The organism is Flaviflexus salsibiostraticola, from assembly GCF_003952265.1.
GTDB classification, from domain to species: Bacteria; Actinomycetota; Actinomycetes; order Actinomycetales; family Actinomycetaceae; genus Flaviflexus; species Flaviflexus salsibiostraticola.
Genome location: NZ_CP034438.1, coordinates 1,044,663 through 1,067,414, shown reverse-complemented (window position 1 = coordinate 1,067,414; position 22,752 = coordinate 1,044,663). Strand labels below are relative to the sequence as shown.

Genomic DNA, 22,752 nt, shown 5'->3' with positions numbered 1-22,752 from the left:
GAGCCATCAACCCGCCCGCGCCCCAGTTCTGGCATATCCTTGGACGCGTGCATCTCAAACAGCTGACTCTTCGCGGTTTCAAGTCCTTTGCGACCGCGACGACACTGACCTTTGAGCCCGGCATCAACTGTGTCGTCGGCCCGAATGGGTCGGGAAAGTCGAACGTGGTCGATGCCCTTGCGTGGGTCATGGGTGAGCAGGTGGCGAAGACGCTCCGCGGCGGCTCCATGGCCGATGTCATCTTCGCCGGCACAGCGAACCGCCCCGCCCTCGGCCGGGCCGAAGTCTCGCTCACCATCGACAATTCGGATGGGGCGCTGCCGATCTCCTATACCGAGGTGACGATCTCCCGCACCCTGTTCCGCTCGGGCGGGTCCGAGTACGCGATCAACGGCTCACCGGTCCGCCTGCTTGACATCCAAGAGCTCCTCTCCGACACCGGCATGGGGCGGGAGATGCACGTCATCGTCGGCCAGGGCAGGCTCGATGCCGTCCTCCAGGCGACCCCTGAGGAGCGCCGCTCCTTCATCGAAGAGGCCGCCGGCGTTCTCAAGCATCGCCGGCGCAAGGAGAAGGCGCTCCGCAAGCTCGAGTCGATGACGGGCAACCTCAACAGGCTCTCCGATCTCACAGCCGAGCTGCGCAGGCAACTCGGCCCCCTCGCACGCCAGGCACAGGCCGCCCGCAGCGCCCAGGTCATCCAGGCCGAGGTGCGCGACGCGCAGGCCCGCCTGCTCGCCGACGATATCGCCCAGGTCCAGGCTCGCCTCAGCGCGGCAGTCGAGGACGAGTCGAGGCTGCGGGCAGAGCGTGAGACACTCGCGGCCCAGCGCAGCGCCGTGCGAGACGAGGTCGCCAAGCTCGAGGAGCAGAGGGCGAAAGCGAATCCCGTCATCGCCGACCTCACCGAGTCATGGCAGCGTCTGTCGACGCAGGCTGAGCGCTTCACGTCGCTCGTCAGCCTTGCGGGGGAGCGCGCACGCGCGCTCTCCGTCCAACCCGAATCCCAGCGCAGGGAGAGCCCGGAGGAGCTCCGCTCCCGCGCCGCCTCCATCCGAGCCGACGAGACAGACCTCCAGCACGCGAAGGAGCGCGCCGAACACGCACTTCAGGAGGCGGTCGACAGGCGTGCGAAGGCCGAGGACGTCGAGCGTGAGCTCGATAGGGAGATCTCCGCGCTGTCCCGTGCGATCGCCGATCGGAGGGAGGACGCGGCCCGGCTGTCCGGCCGCATCGTCACCGCAGCCTCCCGGGTCGAATCCCTCACCGAGGAGAAGGATCGCGTCGAATCAGCGCGCCAGTCGGCACTCGAGCGGGAGGCCGACGCCCAGGCGAAGGTCGCCGCCGCCGAGGAGGCGATCGTCGCCCACGACGGCGGAAACGACGAGCTGTCGAAGGATTACGAGGAGCTCGCGGGGATGCTTGCCGCCGCCAAGCAGGCACTCGCCGAGGCCCGCGACGAGCAGTCGGAGGCCAGGGGTAGGCGCGACATCTCCCAGACCCGTGCTGAGACCCTCATGCTCTCCCTCGAACCCGAGGACGGGTCGGCCGGCGTGCTCGACAGTGTTCCAGGCATCACCGGTTGGCTCCGTGAATCCCTCGACGTGGCGGAAGGATGGGAGGCGGCCGCCGAGGCGGCGCTGGGCGACACCGCCAAGGCCCTGACCGCCGAGGACGTCGATGCCGCCATCGCCGCCATCCGCCACGTCCGCGACGGCGAGAGCGGCCGCGTCGTCATCGCTGTCAGGACCACCGCAGGACAGGGCGCCGACCAGACAGTCGGGGCCTCCGACCGCACCCTCGATGACGCTGCGCGGGCCGCCCTTGCGTCCGTCGGCATCGACGAGGGTGACGCCGTACTCGCGTCCGACGCGGTGACGGGATGGCCGGGGCTCGACCGCGCGCTCGCGGGCACTATTCTCGCCGCTGATCTCACCCTCGCGGGCAGGCTCGTCGCCGCCGGCGCACCGCGGGTCGTCACCCGTGATGGGGACTCGATCGGGCCGGATGCCGCGAGCGGCGGCGCAGTCGCCGAGGCGTCGATCCTCGCCCGACAGGCCGCGGCACGCGCCGCCCGCGCCGAGGCGGAGACGGCCGTCAAGGATCTTGCCGCGGCAGGGGTCCGGGTCGCGAAGTCCCAGGCCGACCTCGATGACATTGAGGGCCGGGCGGCGGCTGCGAGGGCTGAGATGCACGCGAGGGATTCGCAGCTGGCGGCGTCCACAGCCGAGCTTGGCGTGCTGCGCCAGTCGCTCACCGCGGCGCGCGCCGAGGTTGAGAGGAATACGGCGCGGCTCGAGAAGATCGCTCTCGAGCTTGCGTCCCGGAGGGAGGAGCTCGCCTCCCTCGAGGCGGACCAGAAGGCACAGGACACGGACCCGAAGGAGCTCGAGGAGCGGCTCGCCCACGCCCAGGAGAGGAAGACCGCGCGCCACGCCGAGACGGTCGCGGCCCGATCCGGCGAGACGGAAGGACGCCTCGCGCTTAGGATCGCCCAGGAGCGCGTCTCCGTCATCTCCGGCAAGGCCGATGCGCTTGAGCGCCATGCTCGCGCCGAGGAGGCGCGGCTCATCGAGGAGCAGCGCCGCCAGACCCGACGCGCCCACCACGCCCGCATCGCACTCCAGGTCGCCGAACTCGCGGGACGCACGCTCGAGCGGGTCGAATCCGCTCGAGATACGGCGGCACGGCTGCGCCGGGAGGCGGAGTCCGGCCGTGCGGACCGGGACGCGGCCCTCATCGAGGCGCGCAGGCGACTCGATGAGGTCGATGCCCGCATCGCCGAGGTGGATGATGCGGTGAACAGGCGCGATGTGGCTCGCGCCGAACAGCGGATCCGCCTCGACCAGCTCGAGGAGCGGGCACGCGCCGACCTCAGCATGGGCGCCGATGAGCTCGTGGCCGAGTTCGGCCCCCTCGTCGATGTTCCGACCGACGAGGGCTCTGTGCCGTACGTGCGCGAGGAGCAGCAGAAGCGGCTCGACCAGGCGCAGAAGAAGCTGGCCCGGCTCGGCAGGATCAACCCTCTCGCCCTCGAGGAGCACGCGGCCTTGGAGGAGCGGCATACCTATCTGTCGGACCAGCTCGATGACCTGCGCAGGTCGAAGGCCGACCTCATCCAGATCGTCGCCGACATCGATGAGCGGGTGCAGTCCGTGCTGACGGACGCCTACCGAGATGTCCAGGAGGCATTCGTCCACGTGTTCAGCACGCTCTTCCCCGGCGGGGAGGGCAGACTCGTTCTCACGGGCGATGATCCGCTGACGGCCGGACTCGAGATTGAGGCGAGACCTCCCGGCAAGCGGGTGAAAAGACTGTCGCTCCTCTCGGGTGGCGAGCGGTCGCTCACGGCGCTGGCGTTCCTCGTCGCCATCTTCAAAGCCCGACCGTCGCCGTTCTACGTCCTCGATGAAGTCGAGGCCGCACTCGACGACATCAACCTCGGCCGGATGCTGACGATGTTCAAGGAGCTGCAGGACTCCTCGCAGCTCATCGTCATCACCCATCAGAAGCGGACGATGGAGATCGCCGACACCATCTACGGGGTGGCGATGCGGGAGCACGGCGTCTCGACCGTCATCTCACAGCGTTTGAAGGATCTGCGGCCCAATGAGGCAGTTTGATGACAATTTGGTCACTCGGCGCGTCCCCAGGTCGATAAAACCCGAGGTCACGGCCATACTAGGACCGTGACCCTTGGAATGATCATGGCCGCTTTCGGCCTCGCCGCTCTCATCGTCGCGGTCGTCATGCTCGTGCGCCGCGACCCCGACGCGGCGCAGGTGTGGGATGAGTCGCGCAGCTTCGTCCAGGAGTCCTACACGGCTTTCCGCAACAAGGAGCTCGGCAGCCTCGAGGACAGCATCGACGACGTCTCGCTCGGCGACTTCTTCACTCCAGATGACAGGAAGCGCCTGAGCTGACTGTGCCTCCCGGTGGGAGGCACAGTGGACGATCTTGATGCGTCGTCAGTCGAGGATCTCCCGGAGGAGCCTCGTCACCCGAGCCTGAAGGTCATCCCGAATGTCCCGCACGGCCTCAATCGGCTGACCCGCGGGGTCTGGGACATCCCAGTGTTCGTAGCGTTTCCCAGGGAAGGCCGCCTCATCCTGCCTGACCCCCATGGTGACAACGACATCAGCCGCATCGACCACGCTCGTGTGCACGGGCTTGGGGTACGGAGCATCGAGCGAGATGCCCCGCTCGGCAAGCGCCTGGACGGTGATCGGGCTGACCTCTCCCGTCGGGTGGGTGCCAGCTGACCGGACGTGGACCCGGTGTCCCGAGAGGTGCTCGGCGAGCGCCGCGGCCAGCTGGGATCTGCCCTCGTTGCGGACGCAGATGAAGAGAATCTCGGGAATCCTCTTCGGGATTCGACCCTCTGCCTGTGCGCGGGCAATCAGAAGCTCCCGTGAGCGGCTGCGGATCAGAACTGGCAGGTGAAGGGCGATTGGCGCGTCCTTCGCTCGGTTCCAGACGCCGATGACGGTCTCCTGCACCTCCTGTGGGGAGAAGCTATCGCTGTAGACATAGGTGAGGTCGTCGATGATGCCGGTGACGAAGCCGGGGCGCTCCTCTGTCATGTCGTGTCCGACCGTGTCAGGCCGTGACCAGAGCTCGCTCGAGGAGATCCTCGACGCGGGCTCGGATGTCATCGCGGATTCTGCGGACCGTCTCGATCGGCTGATCCGCAGGATCGTCGATCGGCCAGTCCTCGTAGCGAGTACCCGGGAAGATCGGGCAGCTCTCGCCGCACCCCATGGTGATGACCCAGTCGGAAGCCTTGACGTCGGCGGGATCGAGTTTGGAGGGGGTGGAGGTCGGCTTGAGGCCGATCTCCTCGAGGACGGCGACGGCTTCGGGATGGGCTTCGGAGGCGGGCTCTGTTCCGGCGGACAGAATTGTCACATGCTCAGGTGCGAGCGACTGCGCGATTGCGGCCGCGATCTGCGAGCGTCCGGCGTTCTTGCGGCAGGCGAAGAGGATCGTGGTCGGCTTATCGGTCATGGGTGACTCCTGGTGTTCGTGACCCACGAGGGTGTGGGCGAGATCGAGAAGGTTCGTATCGAACGAGGGGGAGATGGAGTAATAGCTCCACTTGCCGTGCCTCTCCCTGCCGAGGATCCCCGCATCGACCAGTTTCGCGAGGTGGTGCGAGACGGTGGACTGCGAGATTCCGAAGGCTTCGGGGATGTAACTGGCGCAGACGGGTGACGGGGCAGAGCTGTGAACGAAGAGCGCAAGCTGAAGGCGAGTGACATCGCCGAGAGCTTTGAAGATCTCGGCGAGCGGCCGCGCAGCGTCGCTGTCCGCCACCGCCGGAGCGGTGTACAGCTCAGGTTTACAGGTCATGGCTCGATGATAGAACAACGTATCGATATTTGTCGATGCGTAATTCGGACATGGTGTGAGCCATCGTCGGCGGCGCCGCCGCGCTGCTCTCTTGGAGGCGATGCATCCGCTGGCCAACGCTGTCCGTGCCCGCTCACGAGGGGTCTGGACCGGGCCGTACGAGCCCGACAATGCCCAGGCCTTTCGTCCCCTCACGGGCGGCCGGTCCAGGTCTACTGTTCAAACATGACTGATTCAATCGTGGTTGAAATGAGGCGGGATCCCCCTCATGCGATGGAGGACTCCCTGCGGATCCTCAGCGCGATCTCTGATCCCGTGCGATGGTCGGTCCTCCGACGCCTCAGCCTGAAGGACGAATGTGTCTGTGACCTCCAGGAAGCCCTGGACGTAGCGCCGAATCTACTCAGCTACCACCTCAAGGTCCTGCGCGACGCGAACCTGGTGACGGCGACGCGACGAGGTCGCTGGATGGACTACGCTCTTGCGCCGGGCGTCTACGACACCCTGATCGCCGCGCTGCCTGTGAATTCTGCTGACGAAAGCGATTCCGCCTGCTCTTCGGAGCAGGTCGTCAACAGTCCCCAGGGTGGGGTGAGTCGCTGATGGCAACGACCACGAGCGCTGTCACCGGCCGCCGCCTCGCAGCTCGTCTCGCGCTCGGCACCGCCGCTTGGGTAGGCCTCTACGCCCTGAACGAGGTTCTCTGGGACGTCATCTTCGCCCAGTGGCTCGGCCTGGATTTGGACGACCGGACTGTAGGCGCGTTCCATTTCTTCTTCTATGACGTCGCGAAGATCTTCCTCCTCCTCGCGGGAATGATCTTTGCGATCGGACTGCTGCGGACAACGCTTCGACCGGAGCGCATCCGAGCATTCCTCGAGAGCAAGCCCCTGTGGGCGGCGCTTCTGCTCGCGGCGATCTTCGGGGCTGCGACTCCCTTCTGCTCCTGCAGCTCCATCCCCCTCTTCATCGGATTCGTCGGCGCAGGAATTCCCCTGGCAGTGACACTCACGTTCCTCATTGCGTCGCCCTTGGTCAACGAGGTCGCCGTGGTGCTCTTGGCCGACACGTTCGGGCTCGCGAACACGATCGCCTACATTGCCGCAGGACTCACTGCCGCAGTCGTGATCGGCGCCGTGCTCAGCAGATTCGATCTGGACCGCTGGGTGGAGCCATTCGTCTTCAACTCTCCCGTTGGCCGCTTGGGTGTCGACGGGGCGAAGCCGACCCTGCGCGAGCGAGTCGACGCCGCCAAGGAAGAGACCGCGGACATCTTCGGTCGAGTATGGAAGTGGGTCATCCTCGGCGTCGGAATCGGTGCAGGTATCCACGGCTGGGTGCCGACCGACTTCTTCGCGGAACACGCCGGACCTGACAATCCGTTCGCGGTCGTTCTTGCCACATTCGCCGGGGCACCTCTCTACGCCAATGCCGCAGGCGTCATTCCCATTGCCGAGGCGCTGTGGGATAAGGGAATGGCGCTCGGCACGGTCTTCTCATTCATGATGGCGACGGTCGCGCTGTCTCTGCCCGAGTTCATCCTGCTCAAGCAGGTCCTCAAGCCGAGGCTGCTCGTCATCTTCTTCGGATCGGTCAGCCTCGCCATCATGGTGATCGGCTTTGCCTTCAACATGTTCGTCTGACTATCAAACCAACCAACTGATCGAAAGGATCATCATGCACATCAAAGTCCTCGGCCCAGGCTGCAAGAACTGCGTCAATCTCGAGAAGAACGCGAGGGCGGCCCTCGACGAGATGAACCTCGAGGCGGAGATCACGAAGGTCACCGACTACTCCGAGATTGCCTCGTACGGCATTATGTCGACACCGGGCCTCGTGGTGGACGAGAAAGTTCTCGTCTCCGGCCGTGTCCCGAAGGCGGCAGAGATCAAGGAGCTCCTGACGGAACTCGCCTGACCTCTCCGAGAGTTCCCTGCCCCCTCGGGAGCAGGGAACTTTCTCGTTTCGCCCTGCAAGGTCGAGCCGCCCCAACGTGCTCGATTCCAGGCCAGCGGTGTCCTGAGGCAGACCTTCGGGCGGTGGCGATTCGCATCTGACAATGCGAATCGCTGACGCTCCCGACGCGCCCTCTCTTCCCATCTCTCAATGGGATAATGGTCCGGTCGATACCAGAGAAACGGAGGGGCAGATGCCGGAGCACGTTGATTTCCGTACCGGTGAGGGGTTGTCGGAGCTTGTCCAGCTTGCCGAGGAAATGGCTTCGAACCGATCGATTCTCGGCATCACTGGTGCCCCCGGAGCCGGCAAGTCGACCCTCTCAGGCAGGCTCGTCGCTGCGCTCGACGGCCGGGCGGTTGTCGCGGGTATGGACGGGTTCCATCTGACCAATGATGAGCTCCTCAGGCTGGGTCGGCGCGACCGCAAGGGTGCGCCCGACACGTTCGACGTGCACGGTTACATGGCCATGCTCTGGCGGATCAGAAACGAACCGGGTGACATCTACGCGCCCGAGTATCAGCGAGGAATCGGCCACTCGATCGCGGGCGCGATCCGCGTCCCCGCCGACACTCCTCTCGTCATCACCGAAGGTAACTACCTGCTCCTCGACGAAGGGCTGTGGTCCAGCGTCCGGGGACTGCTCGACGAGGTCTGGTACGTCGAGGTGCCCGAGGAGATACGGGTCGAGCGTCTCATCGCGCGGCACATCGAGTCGGGCAAAGATCCCGAGCGGGCGCGCGCGTGGACCTTGGGTCCCGATCAGGCCAATGCCGAGCTGGTCGCCCAGCATCGGGACCGCGCCGACAGGATCATCACCCTCGACTGAGGGGGAGCAACCGGGCACGACTGTCCGGCCAGCACTCTAATCAGCCGGCCACCCGGTCGCGGGAGGCGATGAAGGCATCGACGCACGCATCGACATCGGCTGTCGAGTGGGCTGCGGAGAGCTGGACGCGGATGCGGGCCCGACCCGTGGGCACGACCGGGTACGAGAACGCGATGACATAGACGCCGAGCTTGAGCATGTCCTCCGCAATCGCGCTCGCCTGCCGCGCACCGTCCTCGCCGGGGAACATGACGGCGACGATCGGGTGCGATCCCGGGAGCAGGTCGAAGCCAGCCTCCGTCATCCGGGCACGGAAATGCTCGGCGTTCTCCGCAAGACGCTCGCGCAGATCATCGCCCTCGCGGGCGATGCGAAGAGCCGTCCGTGCGCCTGCAACGAGGGATGGCGCCACCGCGTTCGAGAAGAGATAGGGACGGCCGCGCTGCTTGAGCAGGGCGACGACCTCGGCCGTACTCGCGACGAAACCGCCGGAGGCTCCGCCGAGCGCCTTGCCGAGCGTGCCGGTGATGATGTCGACCCGATCGGTCAGACCGGCACGCGCGGGCGTGCCCGCGCCGCAGGGGCCGATGAGGCCGGTCGCGTGAGAGTCGTCGACTGCGACGACGGCGCCGTACTGCTCAGCGAGCGCGGTGATCTGCTCGAGCGGTGCGAAGTAGCCGTCCATGGAGAAGACGCCGTCCGTGACGATGAGGATGCGGCGGGAGCCCTGGGCGTCCTGGAGGCGCTGCTCCAGCTCCTCCATGTTCCTGTTCTCGTACCGGAATCTCTTCGCCTTCGACAGGCGGACACCGTCGATGATCGAGGCGTGGTTGAGGGAGTCGGAGATGACGGCATCCTCGTCGGTGAGGAGCACCTCGAACAGGGCCCCGTTCGCGTCGAAGGCCGACGGGAAGAGGATCGCATCCTCCATTCCGACGACGTCGGCGATCTCCTTCTCCAGCTCGCGATGCTCGGCGTGGGTGCCGCAGATGAAGCGAACCGAGGCCGTGCCGAATCCCATTGCGTCGAGGCCGCGATGGGCGGCGGCGACGACGTCGGGGTGGTTGGCGAGGCCGAGATAGTTGTTGGCACAGAAGTTGAGGGCAGGTCCCTGGATGGTCATGATGTGGGCGCCCTGCGGTGAGGTGAGGAGCCGCTCGCGCTTCGTCAGGCCGGCTGCCTCGATCTGGTCCAGCTCGTCTCTCAGCTGGTCACCGAAATTCATCATGCGTTTCTCCAATCGATGAGGACTTTGCCTGCGGAGCCGGATGCGGCTGCCTCGAAGGCCCGCTCCCATTCGGCCGCGGGGAATCTGTGGGTGATGAGGGTGCGGAGCGCTTCGCGCAGCGGCTCCGAGGAGAGGAGGATCGTCGTCGCCGTGTACCACGTGTCGAACATCTGCCGGCCATACACGCCCTTGATCGTGAACATGCGGGTGATGACCCGATTCCAGTCGATCTCGTACGGCGAGGCGGGCAGGCCGAGCATGGCGATCTTCCCGCCGTGGGTGAGGCTGTCGATGATGGAGGCCATCGCCCTCGGGCTGCCCGACATCTCGAACGCCACATCGAAGCCCTCCCTCATGCCAAGCCGCTCCTGTACCGATGCGAGGCTCTCCTCGGCAGGATTGACGAGCTCGACGGCCCCGTAGTCCTCGAATGCCCTCCGGGCGAGCTCCAGTCGGGGTTCGGCGATGTCGGTGAGGACGACATGGCGCGCACCGGAGTGCCGGGCGATGAGGGCGGACATGATGCCGATCGGGCCCGCCCCGGTGATGATAACGTCCTCGCCGGTGAGCGGATATTGGAAAGCCGTGTGGACGGCGTTGCCGAACGGGTCGAAGATCGCACCCAGCTCGGGATCGATCTCCGGGGGCTGCACCCAGACATTGTGTGCGGGCACGGTCACGTATTCGGCGAAGGCGCCGTCCCGATCGACACCGATCGAGGAGGTGCGGATGCACATGTGGTGGCGCCCGCCGCGGCAATTGCGGCACCGGCCGCATACGACATGACCCTCGACGGAGACGAGGTCGCCGACCCGAAGGACATCGGCGCGATCATCCTGCTCGACTCCGTCGCCGAGCTCGACGATCTCACCGAAGAATTCATGTCCGATGATCTGTCCGGGGGAGACGTGCTCAGCGGCGAAATCGTCCCAGGACAGGATGTGGAGGTCGGTGCCGCACAGCCCCGCCCATTGAACCTTGATCTTGACCTCGCCGGTTCCGGGCGAGGGTTCGGGAACATCTGTCAGCTCCAAGCCGGGCCCGCTGGCCGGCTTGATGAGAGCACGCATACCTACCTCCTTGTAGCGATGGGACCACACTAGCGGGAAAGGGGCGGGATCTTCGCGGGGGAGCGAACACGCCTAGCGCTGCGTAGAGGCCGCGACGTTCTTGCGTGCGACTTGAGATTGACCTCGGGGGGATCAGGGGAAAGGGTCCGCCGGAATCTGGCCGATGCAGTTGATAAAGTCCAGATGGCAGTGAACATCAAAGGAGATCCAGTTGGGTAGAAGACCGCAGAAGCTCGAGCTGACTTGGTTCAACAAGGACAAGGCGCTCATCCCAACAGAAACCGGAAAGTACGGCTACACCTGGGTCGACCCGCGGGATCCCCGGTACTGCGAAACTCATACTCTTATCTATGGTGAGGCGGTTGTGGGCACTCAGGCCCCTAAAGAGGAGGGCAGGACGTATTCCGACCGAGCCGACCTCGAACCGACGGATGACAACCTTCTAATTCTCGGAGAGTCGGGCGATGTCCTGGAAGCCCTGACCAGAGTTCCTGAACTCGCAGAGAAGTACGTTGGCAAGGTTAAGTGCATCTACATCGATCCGCCCTTTAACACTGCCCAGACTTTCGCCAACTACGAAGACAATCTCGAGCACTCCATCTGGCTGACGATGATGCGGGACCGTCTCATCCACCTGCGAAGGCTGCTCTCGGATGAGGGGTCGATCTGGGTGCATCTGGACGACGTTGAAAACCATCGGATGCGAGTCTTGATGGACGAAGTGTTTGGGGCAGAGAATTTCAAAGCGGAAGTCGTATGGCAAAAGGCCGATTCTCCTCGTTCGGACGCGAGAGGCTTCTCCTCAGATCACGACGTGATAATGGTCTATGGCCGTTCTGTTTCGACAAGGCTTAAGAGGATGGAGCGGACTGCGGTAGAAAACGCCAGATTCTCCAATCCAGACAATGACCAGCTCGGGGCATGGTGGGATGGGGACCCAACTGCCCCAGGTGCATCAACGCACCAGGGAATGGTCTACGCGATACAGCATCCAATAACTGGGCACTTAGTTTACCCTGCACCCGGCCGACACTGGACGTTTGGGCAAACCGATGTTCTCGACATCATGCGCGGCTGGGCGCCGTACGAGCTTAGACAGATCGACGACGCCGAAGAACGCGCGCGTCGATGTGGAGTTGCTCTTGAGGAAGTGCGAAAGGACGTGCCGGCAATTGTCTTGGGTATTCCGTTGGACGAAGCCAGGCTCGCAGCTCGAAAGCGTCTTGCCGACGGCGATTGGCCAACTCTAGTTCTGCGAGGCCAAGGGGGGACCGGTGGCATCGGACGCAAGGCGTATCCGCCCGCGCAGGGTCAACCTCCTCGGACATGGTGGCCAAACACGGAGGTCGGGCATAATCGCACGGCGAAATCGGAAATCAAGGCGTTATTCCCGGACGAGATTCCCTTCTCCACGCCAAAGCCTGAGCGGCTTCTTGAGAGAATTATCCATATCGCCACAGAGCCGGGCGATATCATTCTCGATGTCTTCGCCGGATCAGGAACTACGGCTGCTGTCGCACAGAAGACGGGCCGCCGGTGGATCACGTGTGAGTTGGTGCAAGATACCTTGAGGCGTTTCACGCAACTGAGGCTGGAGAAGGTTGTGAGAGGTGAGGACCCCGGCGGAATCACTGTCACGGCCGGGGAGAGAGTCGATGCGACAGAGGAAGGTTTGCCTGAGGGCCTCACGGCTGAAGAGGCACAGAAGCTGACATCTCTCTTGAATAAGGCGATCCGAGATTCCGATGAGCTCAAGAGTTCAGAGGATATTCGTGCTCTGAAGGCGCGTGTGAAGACCAGGAAGTATCCGGATGCGATCAACTGGCGTGGAGGAGGAGCGTTCAGAACGGCGCGTCTTTCACCAAGTTGCTTTGACTACGACCCTGAGGTTGGACTTGTCGTGCTGACGGCGGCCGCGACCGGTGAGGTTCTGATCAACTCGATTGCTGCGAATCTGAACTTCCGCCTGACTCCGGAGCATCCTCACTTCCAGGGTGTGCGCGGGTCGATGCGACTCGCTGTCGTCGAGGGGCGGCTCGACCGGCGGAAGGTTGATGATCTCGTCGCGCACCTGGACGCCGACGAAGGACTCACGATTGCAGCCACAGAGATTGAGGATGGCGTGCGTCAGTACATCCGCTCACTGGGGCAGGGTTGTCGTGCGGTGCATATTCCCGATGACATCTTCAGCTATTCGGAGGAGGACTGACGATGGCCACGCTTCCGATTTCGCTTGACCAGGGAATGATCGACCAGATCGCCAAAGAGTTTGACCTGCGCGCACCGAACAAGGAGGGACTGCGGCAGCTGATCTTCCAGCTGACCGGCGATTTCGATCCGCTGGACCCGCTTGTCATGAACATGGCAACCGGGGCAGGCAAGACCTACCTCATGGCGGCGGCAATTGAGTACTTCCGGCGCCATGGCATCCATAACGTCATGATCGTCACGCCTTCGCTCGTTGTGCAGAACAAGACGGTTCAGAACTTCTCATTCGGTTTCGATCGCTATGTTCGTGGGTTTGCGGTCCACCCCGAGGTCGTCAGCCCGCAGTCATACGATGCGTGGCGGGTGCGGCAGGCGGGGAACTTCTTTGAGAGCGCCTCAGACCCGTCCATGGTCTACATCTTCAACGTGCACCAGCTCGTCGCCCCAAGGTCAACGACGAGCTCGACCGGTGCGACGATGGATGCCCAGCGCACGAAAATCAGAAAGTTCCAGGAGGATGCCGGTTCGCTGTACGAGTTTCTGCGGGAGCTGGATGATCTCGTCGTCATCGCCGACGAGTCCCACCTCTATGGAGCGAGTGCGAAGGCGTTCAATCAGGCGCTGAGGGACCTTACGCCCGCGGCGACCATTGGGCTGACTGCATCAGCTTCCCGTGGAGACAACGTCATCTACCGCTACCCGCTCCACCGGGCGATCAGCGACGGTTTCGTCAAGACTCCAGTGCTCGTTTATCGCAAGTCGGGCTACCACGGCGAGCAGGCCGAAGAGCGCCAGCTGAGGGATGCGATGTCACTTCTCCGCAATAAGGAGGCTGCGTACGCTGCCTTCCGGAACGATCACCCGGACGCTCCAGAGACGAAGCCTGCCCTCTTCGTCGTGTGCGCAAACGTCGAGCACGCGACGCAGACCGCGGAGCTTCTTCGTGGTCCTGGCTATGCCTCGGAAATGTCAGTCCTCCAGGTCGACAATCAGCACGATGGCGAAGAGACGCGGAAGATGCTCGACGGGCTGGACAGTCCGGATTCGCCTATTCGAGTCGTCGTCTCCGTCGACAAGCTCAAGGAGGGATGGGACACGAAGCGTATTGCGGTCATGTGCACGCTCAGAGCAATGGCCTCCGAAGTCCTGACCCAACAGACGATGGGCCGCGGGTTGCGACTGCCCTTCGGCACGAGAACTGGAGTTCCTACGATCGATCAGCTCGATATTCTCGCCCATACATCGTTCGCGGAGCTGCTCGATGACGAGAACATCCTTAAGACTTTTGGTTTGGATGAGGCTGTCGACGGTGAGCTGTCCGGCGAGGAATTGGCTGCCCATGCCCAGCCCCAACCGAAGGGAACTGATTACGTGCCATCGTCGGCTGAACGAGACATGGCGGCCGAGAAGCGTGCCTGGAGTGAGAGTGAGCCGGATCTTCGACTCGATGGAGGAGCTGAGCTTGAAGCTGGGGATACGGTTGTGACTATCAAGGCCGTGGAGCTTGAGGATAGCGAAGAGATCGAATTGGCACCCCCGGTTGAACCGCTCGAAATCCGTATCAACCCGGCATTCGAAGGGACCACCTTCCTGTTTCCCACATCAACCATGGAAGAGACGATTGCGCCCTTCCGGCTGTCCGAGGTGCATGACCATGCCATCCAAGCAGCAGCAAGGCGGGTGCGGGATACAGGTGAGGTGCTTCAGCGGCAGAAGCTCGTTGCATCCGAAAGCGACTCGTCGCTCAAGACAGAACGTATCGAGGATGCTCAGGTCGCCAGCGCACCCGTGAACAAGGACGATGTCGTCAGGGAACTGACGCGTCGTGTTCTCGGACTGCGCCAGGTGACGAAGAACCAGACGAACGTTGCCCAGTTGCAGAAACGGATCATTCCGGAGTTCATGGAAGCGTCTCCAATCGCGGAGTGGACGGAGAAGGCGAAGGATTCGGCAGTCAGCGAGCTCGAGACGCTTATCCTTCAGGCAGTTCGTGAGCATGCGAGCAGCACTCGGACTGAGATAACCATCCGTCCGGTTCGCCTTCCAATTGACCAGACATTCACACTTCCTATAGGTGAGGACGTACGCGCGCTTCTCGAGGAGGACCAGCAGGCCGCTTTCCAGGTCCGCGGGTTCTACGGCGAGTGGTCAAAGGGTCTCTTCCCAGTCGCAACATTCGATTCGTGGAGCGGTGAGTACCTGCTTGCACTGATGCTGAACTACTCCAGTGACATCGTCTGGTGGAAGCGTCTTTACCGGCGTGACGGCGCCTCGATCGCGTACTCGACTCGGGACAACTACTACCCAGACTTCGTTGCACTCGACCGCGAGGGCATCCATTGGATCATCGAAGGTAAGTCCGATCGTGGCGTGGACGATGAGACTGTCCAAAGCAAGAAGGACGCGGCCGTCAGCCTCGTCAATGAGCTGATCAGCCACCCAGACTTCGACAACACGTCCTGGGGGTATCTCATCGCCTTCGAGTCAGATGTGAAGTCCGCAGAGTCCTGGGCTGATCTGAAGATCATGGCTAACCCCTCAGTGACGAAGAGGTACACCCACTAGTCGCGCGTCATCCCGCACGCGACATGACCTGTCACCGAGTCACCGATTCGTGACACCAGGACGTCGTCCCGGTGTACTCACGGGTCGCAATGGGGGAAACTGAAGCCATGCCAGAAACTCTCATCATCATTTTCGCCGTCGTCCTCGTCCTTGTCGTGGGCATCGGCCTGTACGCCGGGTCGAGGAAGAAGAAGTCCGACACGTTCCGGCTCGACGAATCCATCACCCCGGTCCTCACCGAGGAGGAGGCGGAGGCCCTCGAACGGGCCGAGGCCGAGGTCGCCGCTGAGGAGGTCCCGCTCGGCGATGAACCGGTCGATCCACAAACCTTCACGGCGACGCTCGAACGTCCCGAGTCCGTCCCCTCGCGTATGGAGCGACTGCGTGCCCGTCTCGCCCGCTCGGGAGGCATGGGCAAGGCCCTGCTCGCCATCCTCTCCCGCGGTGACCTGACCGAGGACGACTGGGACGAGATCGAGGAGACCCTCCTTGTCGCCGATGTCGGCCTTGAGGCCAGCGATGAGCTCATGGAGAACCTGCGCACGCAGACGAAGGTGCGAGGCACGACCGATCCGGCTGTCGTCCGCGAGATCCTGCGCGAGCAGCTCCTCGCGCTCGTCGACCCCTCCCTCGATCGCACGCTCGACACGACGCCGGGCATCGGCGAAGACGGCGGCCAGCACCCCGCGACCGTCCTCGTCGTCGGCGTCAACGGCACGGGTAAGACAACCACGATCGGCAAGCTCGCACGCGTCCTCGTTGCTGAGGATCGCACGGTCCTCCTCGGCGCGGCCGACACCTTCCGCGCCGCCGCGGCCGACCAGCTCGCCACGTGGGGTGAGCGAGTCGGAGTCGACGTCGTCCGCTCCGACATCGAGGGAGCCGATCCCGCGTCCGTCGCCTTCGAGGCAGTCGCTGAGGGCCGCCGCCGCGAGACCGACGTCGTCATCGTCGACACGGCCGGCCGCCTCCAGAACAAGGGCAGCCTCATGGATGAGCTCGGCAAAATCAAGCGGGTCATGGAGAAGCAGGCCCCCGTCCGGGAGGTCCTCCTCGTCATCGACGCCACGACGGGGCAGAATGCGATGTCCCAGGCGAAGATCTTCTCCGAGGTTGTCGGCATCACCGGCATCGTCCTCACGAAGCTCGACGGCACAGCTAAGGGCGGGATTGTCATCAACGTCCAGCGCACGCTCGGTGTGCCTGTCAAGTTCGTCGGCCTCGGGGAGGGCGCCGATGATCTCGCACCGTTCGACCCCGAGGGCTTCGTCGACGCGCTGATCTCCTGAAGCCACGCCCTGCGGGACTGCGAACGTCAGTGGACGGAGGCGGCGAATCGCCTCCGTCCACTCGCAGTAGAATGGTGGACGGTCGCGGCTCCGGGCCGCCCGCATCGACCCCCCCCACATCACGCTCCTTCGGGTAGTGGATGAACCAACCAAACGGCTACGCTGGACGGAGTCGAAGGAATAGGAAGACTGTGTTCACATCACTTTCTGATCGGATAACCGGCTCTTTCAAGCAGCTGCGAGGGAAGGGCCGGCTCTCAGAGTCGGATATCGACGTTACGATCCGCGAGATCCGCCGCGCCCTGCTCGAAGCGGACGTGGCGCTGCCCGTCGTCCGCGAGTTCACGGCCGCGGTCCGAGAGAAGGCAGCCGAGTCGCTCAAGTCGCAGGCGCTGAACCCTGCCCAGCAGGTCATCAAGATCGTCAATGATGAGCTGGTCGAGATCCTCGGCGGCGACACGAGAGAGCTGCACTTCGCCTCGCATCCGCCCACGGTCATCATGCTCGCCGGCCTCCAGGGCGCGGGTAAGACCACCCTCGCCGGCAAGCTCGGGAAGTGGCTGCGCGAACGGGATAACAAGGTCCTCCTCGTCGCCTCCGATCTCCAGCGCCCGAACGCCGTCAACCAGCTCCAGATCGTCGGCCAGCAGGCCGGTGTCGACGTGTGGGCACCCGAGCCGGGCAACGGTGTCGGTGACCCCGTCCACGTCGCCCGCAGCGGTGTCGAGCACGCGAAGGCCAACCACTACAGCATTGTCATCGTCGATACCGCGGGCCGCCTCGGCATCGACGAGGAGATGATGGAGCAGGCCCGGAACATCCGTGACGCCGTCAGGCCGAACGAGACGCTCTTCGTCCTTGACGCGATGATCGGTCAGGACGCCGTCCAGACCTCCATCGCCTTCCGCGACGGTGTCGGCTTCACCGGCGTCGTCCTGTCGAAGCTCGACGGCGACGCGAGGGGCGGTGCCGCCCTGTCGGTCCGCGGCGTGACCGGCGTGCCCGTCATGTTCGCGTCGACCGGCGAGAAGCTCGACGACTTCGAGCGCTTCCATGCCGACCGCATGGCGTCGAGGATCCTCGACATGGGCGACATCCTCACCCTCATCGAGCAGGCGCAGAAGGCCTATGACGAGAAGGAGGCCGAGGACCTCGCCGAGAAGATGGCGGAGGGCTCCTTCACCCTCAACGACTTCCTCGCCCAGCTGCAGCAGATCCGGAAGATGGGATCGATGAAGAAGATGCTCGGCATGATGCCGGGCATGGGCCAGTTCCGCGACCAGCTGGAGAACTTCGATGAGCGTGAGGTCGACCGTGTCGAGGCGATCATCCGCTCGATGACTCCGAAGGAGCGCAACGAGCCGAAGATTCTCGACGGCTCTCGCCGCCGCCGCATCGCCGCCGGCTCCGGGACGACGGTCCAGGAGGTCAATTCCCTCATGGACCGGTTCGAGCAGGCGAAGAAGCTCATGCAGCACATGTCCCGCGGCGGGGGAGCCCCCGGCATGGGATCGATGCCGGGGATGGGCAAGCGGTCGAAGGCGCGTCAGCCCGCCGCGTCGAAGAAGCGCAAGTCGGCCACGAAGAAGGGCCGCTCCGGCAACCCGGCGAAGCGCGCTCAGCAGGAGCGTGAGGCCGCCCAGAAGGCCGCGAACGCACCGAAGGGCTCCGCCTTCGGTGTCGGCAAGGATTCCGGCGAGGCACCGAACCTCGACGAGCTCGCGAAGTTCCTCCGATGATCCACCTGACCGGCACGGTTCTGCACGGCGACGGAGTAGCATCCGACGCCTGGATCGACGGCGGCACCATCACCTATACGAGGCCCGTGGGCGCGGACCGCGCCCACACCATCCGCGGAGTGGCGATGCCGGGCCTCGTCGATGTCCACTGCCACATTGGCCTCGGGGCCGACATCGTCGTCGAACGGAGTGAGGCCCTCGCCCAGGCGGCGACCGTCCTCGCGACGGGAGTCACCCTCGTGCGGGACCTCGGTGTGCCCGCCGACATGACGTGGATCGACGCGGAGTCGAACGTGCCCCACATCATCCACTGCGGCACCCACATCGCACGGCAGAAGCGCTACATCCGCGGCGTCTCGAGGGACATCGAGCCGGCCGAGCTGCCGGACGTCATCGTCGAGGAGGCGAGGCGCGGCAACGGCTGGGTCAAGCTTGTCGGGGACTGGATCGAACGCTCGAAGGGCGCCGATGCCGACCTCGAGCCGCTCTGGCCGCGCGAGATCCTCATCGACGCCGTCCAGGCCGCCCACGAGGCGGGTGCGAAGGTCGCCGTCCACACGTTCGCGACCGAGACGATCGATGATCTCCTCGAGGCCGGCGTGGACGACATCGAGCACGGGACGGGCATGACCCCGGACCAGATGCAGGAGGTCGCTGCACGCGGCATCCTCGTCACCCCCACGGCGAACCAGGTTGCGACATTCGCAGCGATCGCCGAGCAGGCGGGTGCGAAGTACCCCGTGTACGCAAGGCGAATGATGGGGATGTACGAGAACCGCGTCGAGCACATGGCGGCAATGGCGGATGCCGGAATCAGCCTGCTCATGGGCTCAGATTCTGGCAGCACGCTCTCCCACGGTACGTTCCCGAGCGAGCTGCAGGCCTGCGTCGACGCGGGCATCCCCGCATCGGCGGTCATCGCAGCCGCCTCCTGGGAGGGCAGGCGCAGGCTCGGCTTCAGCGCGCTCGAGGAGGGCAGCGCAGCCGACGTCGTCGTCTACTCGGACGACCCGAGGTCGGACATGAGTGTTCTCGATTCCCCCCTTGCCATCATCCGTGACGGCAGGCTCGTGAGTGAGGCCACGGACTGAACGTGGTTCCGCGCTTGGGCGGAGGCCGGTTCTCTGGCAGAATTGGTCGCTGTACCCGGCGTGTTCTCTGGCCCCTCTCTCCAGCTCACGCCGTGTCCCGGAGAACAAGCATCTTGGCCCCACCGAGACGCGCGCGATCCACAACTCAGAACCAGGAGTGACCACACAAGTGGCAGTTAAGATTCGTTTGAAGCGCATGGGCAAGACCCATGCGCCGGTTTACCGTGTTGTCGTCGTCGATTCGCGCAAGAAGCGTGACGGCCGCGTCATCGAGGAGATCGGCAAGTACAACCCGCTCATGGAGCCCTCGCTCATCGAGATCGACTCCGAGCGCGCACAGTACTGGCTCTCGGTCGGCGCACAGCCGTCCGACGCCGTCCGTCGCCAGCTCCACATCACCGGCGATTGGGCCAAATTCCGCGGCAAGGGCAACACCGAAGGTGCTCTCGAGGTCAAGGAGATCTCCGACGACGAGAAGACCAAGGCTCGCGACGAGGCTATCGCCAAGATCCAGGACGAGGCCGAGAAGCAGCGCGCCAAGAAGGCCGAGGCCAGGGTTGCCGCCCAGGCCGAAGCAGAGGCAGCAGCCGAGGAGTCGGCCGAGGCAGAAGCACCGGCTGAGGACGCTTGATGCTGGCCGATGTTCTCGAGCACCTCGTGCGCGGCATCGTCGATAACCCCGACGATGTTCGTGTCGATTCGAAGCGCGGCAGGCGCGGAGAGACACTCGAGGTCCGAGTCCATCCGGACGACCTCGGCCGCGTCATCGGACGCTCCGGCAGGACGGCACGCGCGCTGCGCTCCGTCATGTCAGCTCTCGTCGCCCGCGGCTCAGTCCGGGTCGACGTCGTCGAGACTGACCAGGCATAGCACTGTGAGGGGGCCGGCACGATTCCCATCGTGTCGGCCCCTTCTTGTACCCTGAGATGGTGCAATTACGGGTAGCGGTGGTCGGCCAGCCTCATGGCCTGCGGGGCGAGGTTCGCCTTGACGTTCGGACAGATTCTCCCGAGCAGCGGCTCGCCGTCGGGTCGGTGCTTGAAACCGATCCTGCCGAGGCGGGGCCGCTCACGATCACGAAGGCGAGAGTCTATAAGGACTCCTGGTTCGTCGCGTTCGACGGCGTCACAGACCGGACGGCCGTGGAGCGCCTGCGCGGCGTCGCCCTCGTCATCGAGACCGACGAGGAGGAGGACCGCGAGTCCGACTCCTGGTACGAGCATGAGCTCGTCGGCCTCGAGGCACTCGATCCCGACGGCTACACGCTGGGAACCGTGACCGGGCTGGAGCCGATGCCGGCCCAGGACCTCCTCGTTGTCGAGGAGCCCGATGGCCGAGTCACCCGCGTGCCCTTCGTCAAAGAGATCGTCGTCGAGGTCGACATCGACGACAGCTGCGTCGTCATCGATGCGCCTCCGGGACTGTTCTCCGAGGATGAGATCGTCGTCGCCGATGGCAGTGACGACTCGGACGATTCCGACGAGCCCGACGAGTCCGGCCGGGACGCCTGACATGAGGTTCGACATCTTCTCGGTTTTCCCGGCCTACCTCAATGCTCTCCAGCTGTCGCTGGTCGGGAAGGCGAGCGAGGGCGGCGCGATCGACATCGCCGTCCATGACCTGCGGGACTGGACCGAAGATCGGCACCGCACGGTCGACGACACGCCCGTCGGCGGCGGAGCAGGCATGGTCATGCGGGCCGACATCTGGGGCAGGGCGCTCGACAGCGCGTTCGACATCGATCTTGGCCGGGAGAACCCGCGCCGGATCCTCGCCATCCCCACCCCGGCCGGCTATCCGCTCAGCCAAGAGATCTGCACCGACCTGGCAAGGAACAGCGATCAGATCGTCATCGCCTGTGGCCGCTATGAGGGCATCGATGGTCGGGTGGCCGAGCACTACGCCTCCCGCGAGGAGGTCGAGGTCTTCGAGTTCAGCCTCGGCGACTATGTTCTCAACGGGGGAGAGGTCGCCGCCCTTGCGCTGGTCGAGGCCGTCGCACGGCTCGTCCCCGGCGTCATCGGCAACCCGGAGTCGCTCGTCGAAGAGTCGCACGGCAGTGCCGGGCTGCTTGAATACCCGACCTATACGAGGCCACTCGACTGGCGCGGTGAATCGGTTCCCCAGATCCTCACCTCCGGAGATCATGGGCGCGTGGCGCGCTGGCGGCGTGACGAGGCGCTCCGGCGGACGGCCCTGCGCAGGCCCGACATGATTGCCGCGCTCGACGCCCAAAAGCTCGACCGGCGGGACCGCGCCGCACTCGGACAGCACGGGTGGTACTGGCGCGCCAAGCCCGAGCTCGGCGAGCACCCGATCAAGCCTGTCCTCGAGATCACGGACAAGAGACAACTCGCCTCTGATTATGCCGACCTCGCGGCGCGGACTTTTCCCGATGCGTGCCCGAAGACGATGGCTGCCGAGGATATCGAGGCCTTCATCGCAGGGAACCTGTCGGAGGAGGCCTTCGCCGGCTACATCGCCTCGCCGCGCCACGTCCTCGTGGGACTGCGCGACCAGCAGTGCCGGCTCATCGCCTACTCGCTGTCGCTGCTGCCCGAGGGCGACGGCGCCGCGGGAATCGAGGACGGTGCGCCCGTCGATGCGGTCCTGTCCGACGGCGAGCGTATCGGCCCCCTCATCGAACTGTCGAAGTTCTATCTCGACCAGGAGTGGCGCGGATCGGGCCTGGCGGGCAAGCTCATGACCGCCACCCTCAAGGCGCTGTCCGCGCAGACGCGGGAGTGGGAGCGCCCCTACATCTGGCTCGGCACCAACGCCGGCAACAGGCGTGCTCAGGGCCTCTACAGCAAGCTTGGCTTCGAGCTCGTCGGCCGTCGGCAGTTCATGGTGGGTGAGCAGAATAACGACGACGTCGTTATGGCGCGAACCCTCGATGTGTCATACTAGAACGCGCTGATCACTCGCCGGAACAGTGCGCAGGTCCTGCCACAGGGGGACGTGCATGGGCGAGACATCCACATCTTCGGCAGGTGCGCCTGCCCTGATAATCGCTTGTGACCTGTGTGCACGGGCGGGAATAGAAGAGAAATATGCATAACCTCGATATCGTCGACAGCAAGTCGCTCCGGACTGACATCCCCGACTTCCGCGCAGGCGACACCGTCCGGGTCAACGTCAACATTGTTGAAGGCAACCGCTCGCGCGTCCAGGCCTTCCAGGGTGTCGTCCTCGCCCGCCGGGGCTCCGGCATCCGTGAGACCTTCGTCGTCCGCAAGGTCTCCTTCGGCGTCGGCGTCGAAAGGACCTTCCCGCTCCACTCGCCGTCGATCGAGTCGGTCGAGGTCATCACCCGTGGTCGCGTCCGTCGCGCCAAGCTCTACTACCTGCGCGATCGCCACGGCAAGGCTGCCAAGATCCGCGAGAAGCGCACAGACAGGTGACATCGAACGCGGCCCGCTGGA

20 protein-coding genes are annotated in these 22,752 nt (G+C 64.5%); 16 read left to right on the top strand and 4 right to left on the bottom strand.

The annotated features are described in order from the left end of the window. The first annotated feature begins 47 nt into the window (after nt 1-47). Nucleotides 48-3,623 (top strand): chromosome segregation protein SMC, encoded by a 3,576-nt coding sequence (smc, locus tag EJO69_RS04990; protein ID WP_126039871.1) that lies wholly within the window; start codon nt 48-50, stop codon nt 3,621-3,623. A 66-nt stretch (nt 3,624-3,689) separates the two neighbouring features. Beyond that, nucleotides 3,690-3,923 carry a hypothetical protein gene (locus EJO69_RS04985; protein ID WP_126039869.1) on the top strand — a complete coding sequence of 78 codons (234 nt, stop codon included), beginning with the start codon at nt 3,690-3,692 and terminating at the stop codon, nt 3,921-3,923. A 45-nt stretch (nt 3,924-3,968) separates the two neighbouring features. Here the strand turns inward: EJO69_RS04985 and EJO69_RS04980 are convergent, their stop codons facing one another. Beyond that, nucleotides 3,969-4,583, bottom strand: a complete 615-nt coding sequence (locus tag EJO69_RS04980; RefSeq protein WP_126039867.1) for an arsenate-mycothiol transferase ArsC — start codon at nt 4,581-4,583, stop codon at nt 3,969-3,971. Nucleotides 4,584-4,599: 16 nt separating this feature from the next. Then, nucleotides 4,600-5,352, bottom strand: a complete 753-nt coding sequence (locus EJO69_RS04975) for a metalloregulator ArsR/SmtB family transcription factor (protein WP_126039865.1) — start codon at nt 5,350-5,352, stop codon at nt 4,600-4,602. 225 nt (nt 5,353-5,577) lie between these two features. Between EJO69_RS04975 and EJO69_RS04970 the strand changes: the two genes are divergently transcribed. The 4 genes from EJO69_RS04970 (at nt 5,578) to EJO69_RS04955 (ending at nt 8,137) form a co-directional block, all read left to right on the top strand. Continuing rightward, nucleotides 5,578-5,955 (top strand): ArsR/SmtB family transcription factor, encoded by a 378-nt coding sequence (locus EJO69_RS04970; RefSeq protein WP_126039863.1) that lies wholly within the window; start codon nt 5,578-5,580, stop codon nt 5,953-5,955. Continuing rightward, the gene (locus tag EJO69_RS04965) at nt 5,955-6,995 is read left to right on the top strand and encodes a permease (RefSeq protein WP_126039861.1); all 1,041 of its coding nucleotides are present in this window, start codon (nt 5,955-5,957) and stop codon (nt 6,993-6,995) included. Before EJO69_RS04970 ends, EJO69_RS04965 begins: the two co-directional genes overlap by 1 nt. Nucleotides 6,996-7,029: 34 nt before the next feature. Further along, nucleotides 7,030-7,269 (top strand): thioredoxin family protein, encoded by a 240-nt coding sequence (locus EJO69_RS04960; protein WP_126039859.1) that lies wholly within the window; start codon nt 7,030-7,032, stop codon nt 7,267-7,269. Between the two features lie 232 nt (nt 7,270-7,501). Continuing rightward, complete coding sequence (locus tag EJO69_RS04955) at nt 7,502-8,137, top strand: nucleoside/nucleotide kinase family protein (RefSeq protein ID WP_126042354.1); 636 nt, start codon at nt 7,502-7,504, stop codon at nt 8,135-8,137. 40 nt (nt 8,138-8,177) lie between these two features. Here the strand turns inward: EJO69_RS04955 and EJO69_RS04950 are convergent, their stop codons facing one another. Together EJO69_RS04950 and tdh are read right to left on the bottom strand one after the other, a co-directional pair. After that, nucleotides 8,178-9,365 (bottom strand): glycine C-acetyltransferase, encoded by a 1,188-nt coding sequence (locus EJO69_RS04950; RefSeq protein WP_126039857.1) that lies wholly within the window; start codon nt 9,363-9,365, stop codon nt 8,178-8,180. After that, nucleotides 9,362-10,435 (bottom strand): L-threonine 3-dehydrogenase, encoded by a 1,074-nt coding sequence (gene tdh / locus EJO69_RS04945; RefSeq protein ID WP_126039855.1) that lies wholly within the window; start codon nt 10,433-10,435, stop codon nt 9,362-9,364. Before tdh ends, EJO69_RS04950 begins: the two co-directional genes overlap by 4 nt. 211 nt (nt 10,436-10,646) lie before the next feature. On the opposite strand from tdh, the gene EJO69_RS04940 reads away from it, so the two are divergent. From EJO69_RS04940 to rplS, 10 genes are all read left to right on the top strand, one after another. Continuing rightward, complete coding sequence (locus tag EJO69_RS04940) at nt 10,647-12,644, top strand: site-specific DNA-methyltransferase (protein ID WP_126039853.1); 1,998 nt, start codon at nt 10,647-10,649, stop codon at nt 12,642-12,644. A 2-nt stretch (nt 12,645-12,646) separates the two neighbouring features. Then, the gene (locus EJO69_RS04935) at nt 12,647-15,208 is read left to right on the top strand and encodes a DEAD/DEAH box helicase (RefSeq protein ID WP_126039851.1); all 2,562 of its coding nucleotides are present in this window, start codon (nt 12,647-12,649) and stop codon (nt 15,206-15,208) included. A 107-nt stretch (nt 15,209-15,315) separates the two neighbouring features. Then, nucleotides 15,316-16,497: a signal recognition particle-docking protein FtsY gene (gene ftsY, locus EJO69_RS04930; protein ID WP_211331499.1), complete on the top strand. Its 1,182-nt coding sequence runs from the start codon at nt 15,316-15,318 to the stop codon at nt 16,495-16,497. 191 nt (nt 16,498-16,688) lie between these two features. Next, complete coding sequence (ffh, locus tag EJO69_RS04925; RefSeq protein WP_126039847.1) at nt 16,689-18,236, top strand: signal recognition particle protein; 1,548 nt, start codon at nt 16,689-16,691, stop codon at nt 18,234-18,236. After that, nucleotides 18,233-19,327 (top strand): amidohydrolase family protein, encoded by a 1,095-nt coding sequence (locus EJO69_RS04920; protein ID WP_126039845.1) that lies wholly within the window; start codon nt 18,233-18,235, stop codon nt 19,325-19,327. The genes ffh and EJO69_RS04920 overlap by 4 nt, the downstream gene beginning before the upstream one ends. A gap of 169 nt (nt 19,328-19,496) precedes the next feature. Further along, the gene (gene rpsP / locus EJO69_RS04915; RefSeq protein ID WP_126039843.1) at nt 19,497-19,958 is read left to right on the top strand and encodes a 30S ribosomal protein S16; all 462 of its coding nucleotides are present in this window, start codon (nt 19,497-19,499) and stop codon (nt 19,956-19,958) included. Further along, nucleotides 19,958-20,197 (top strand): RNA-binding protein, encoded by a 240-nt coding sequence (locus EJO69_RS04910; RefSeq protein WP_126039841.1) that lies wholly within the window; start codon nt 19,958-19,960, stop codon nt 20,195-20,197. The genes rpsP and EJO69_RS04910 overlap by 1 nt, the downstream gene beginning before the upstream one ends. A gap of 59 nt (nt 20,198-20,256) precedes the next feature. Then, entirely contained in the window at nt 20,257-20,838 is a 582-nt protein-coding gene (gene rimM / locus EJO69_RS04905) for a ribosome maturation factor RimM (protein ID WP_126039839.1), read from the top strand. Between the two features lies 1 nt (nt 20,839). Beyond that, a complete protein-coding gene (gene trmD, locus EJO69_RS04900) occupies nt 20,840-22,237 on the top strand; it encodes a tRNA (guanosine(37)-N1)-methyltransferase TrmD (protein ID WP_126039837.1) in 1,398 nt (465 codons plus the stop codon). Between the two features lie 143 nt (nt 22,238-22,380). Continuing rightward, a complete protein-coding gene (gene rplS, locus EJO69_RS04895; protein ID WP_126039835.1) occupies nt 22,381-22,731 on the top strand; it encodes a 50S ribosomal protein L19 in 351 nt (116 codons plus the stop codon). Nucleotides 22,732-22,752: the final 21 nt, after the last annotated feature.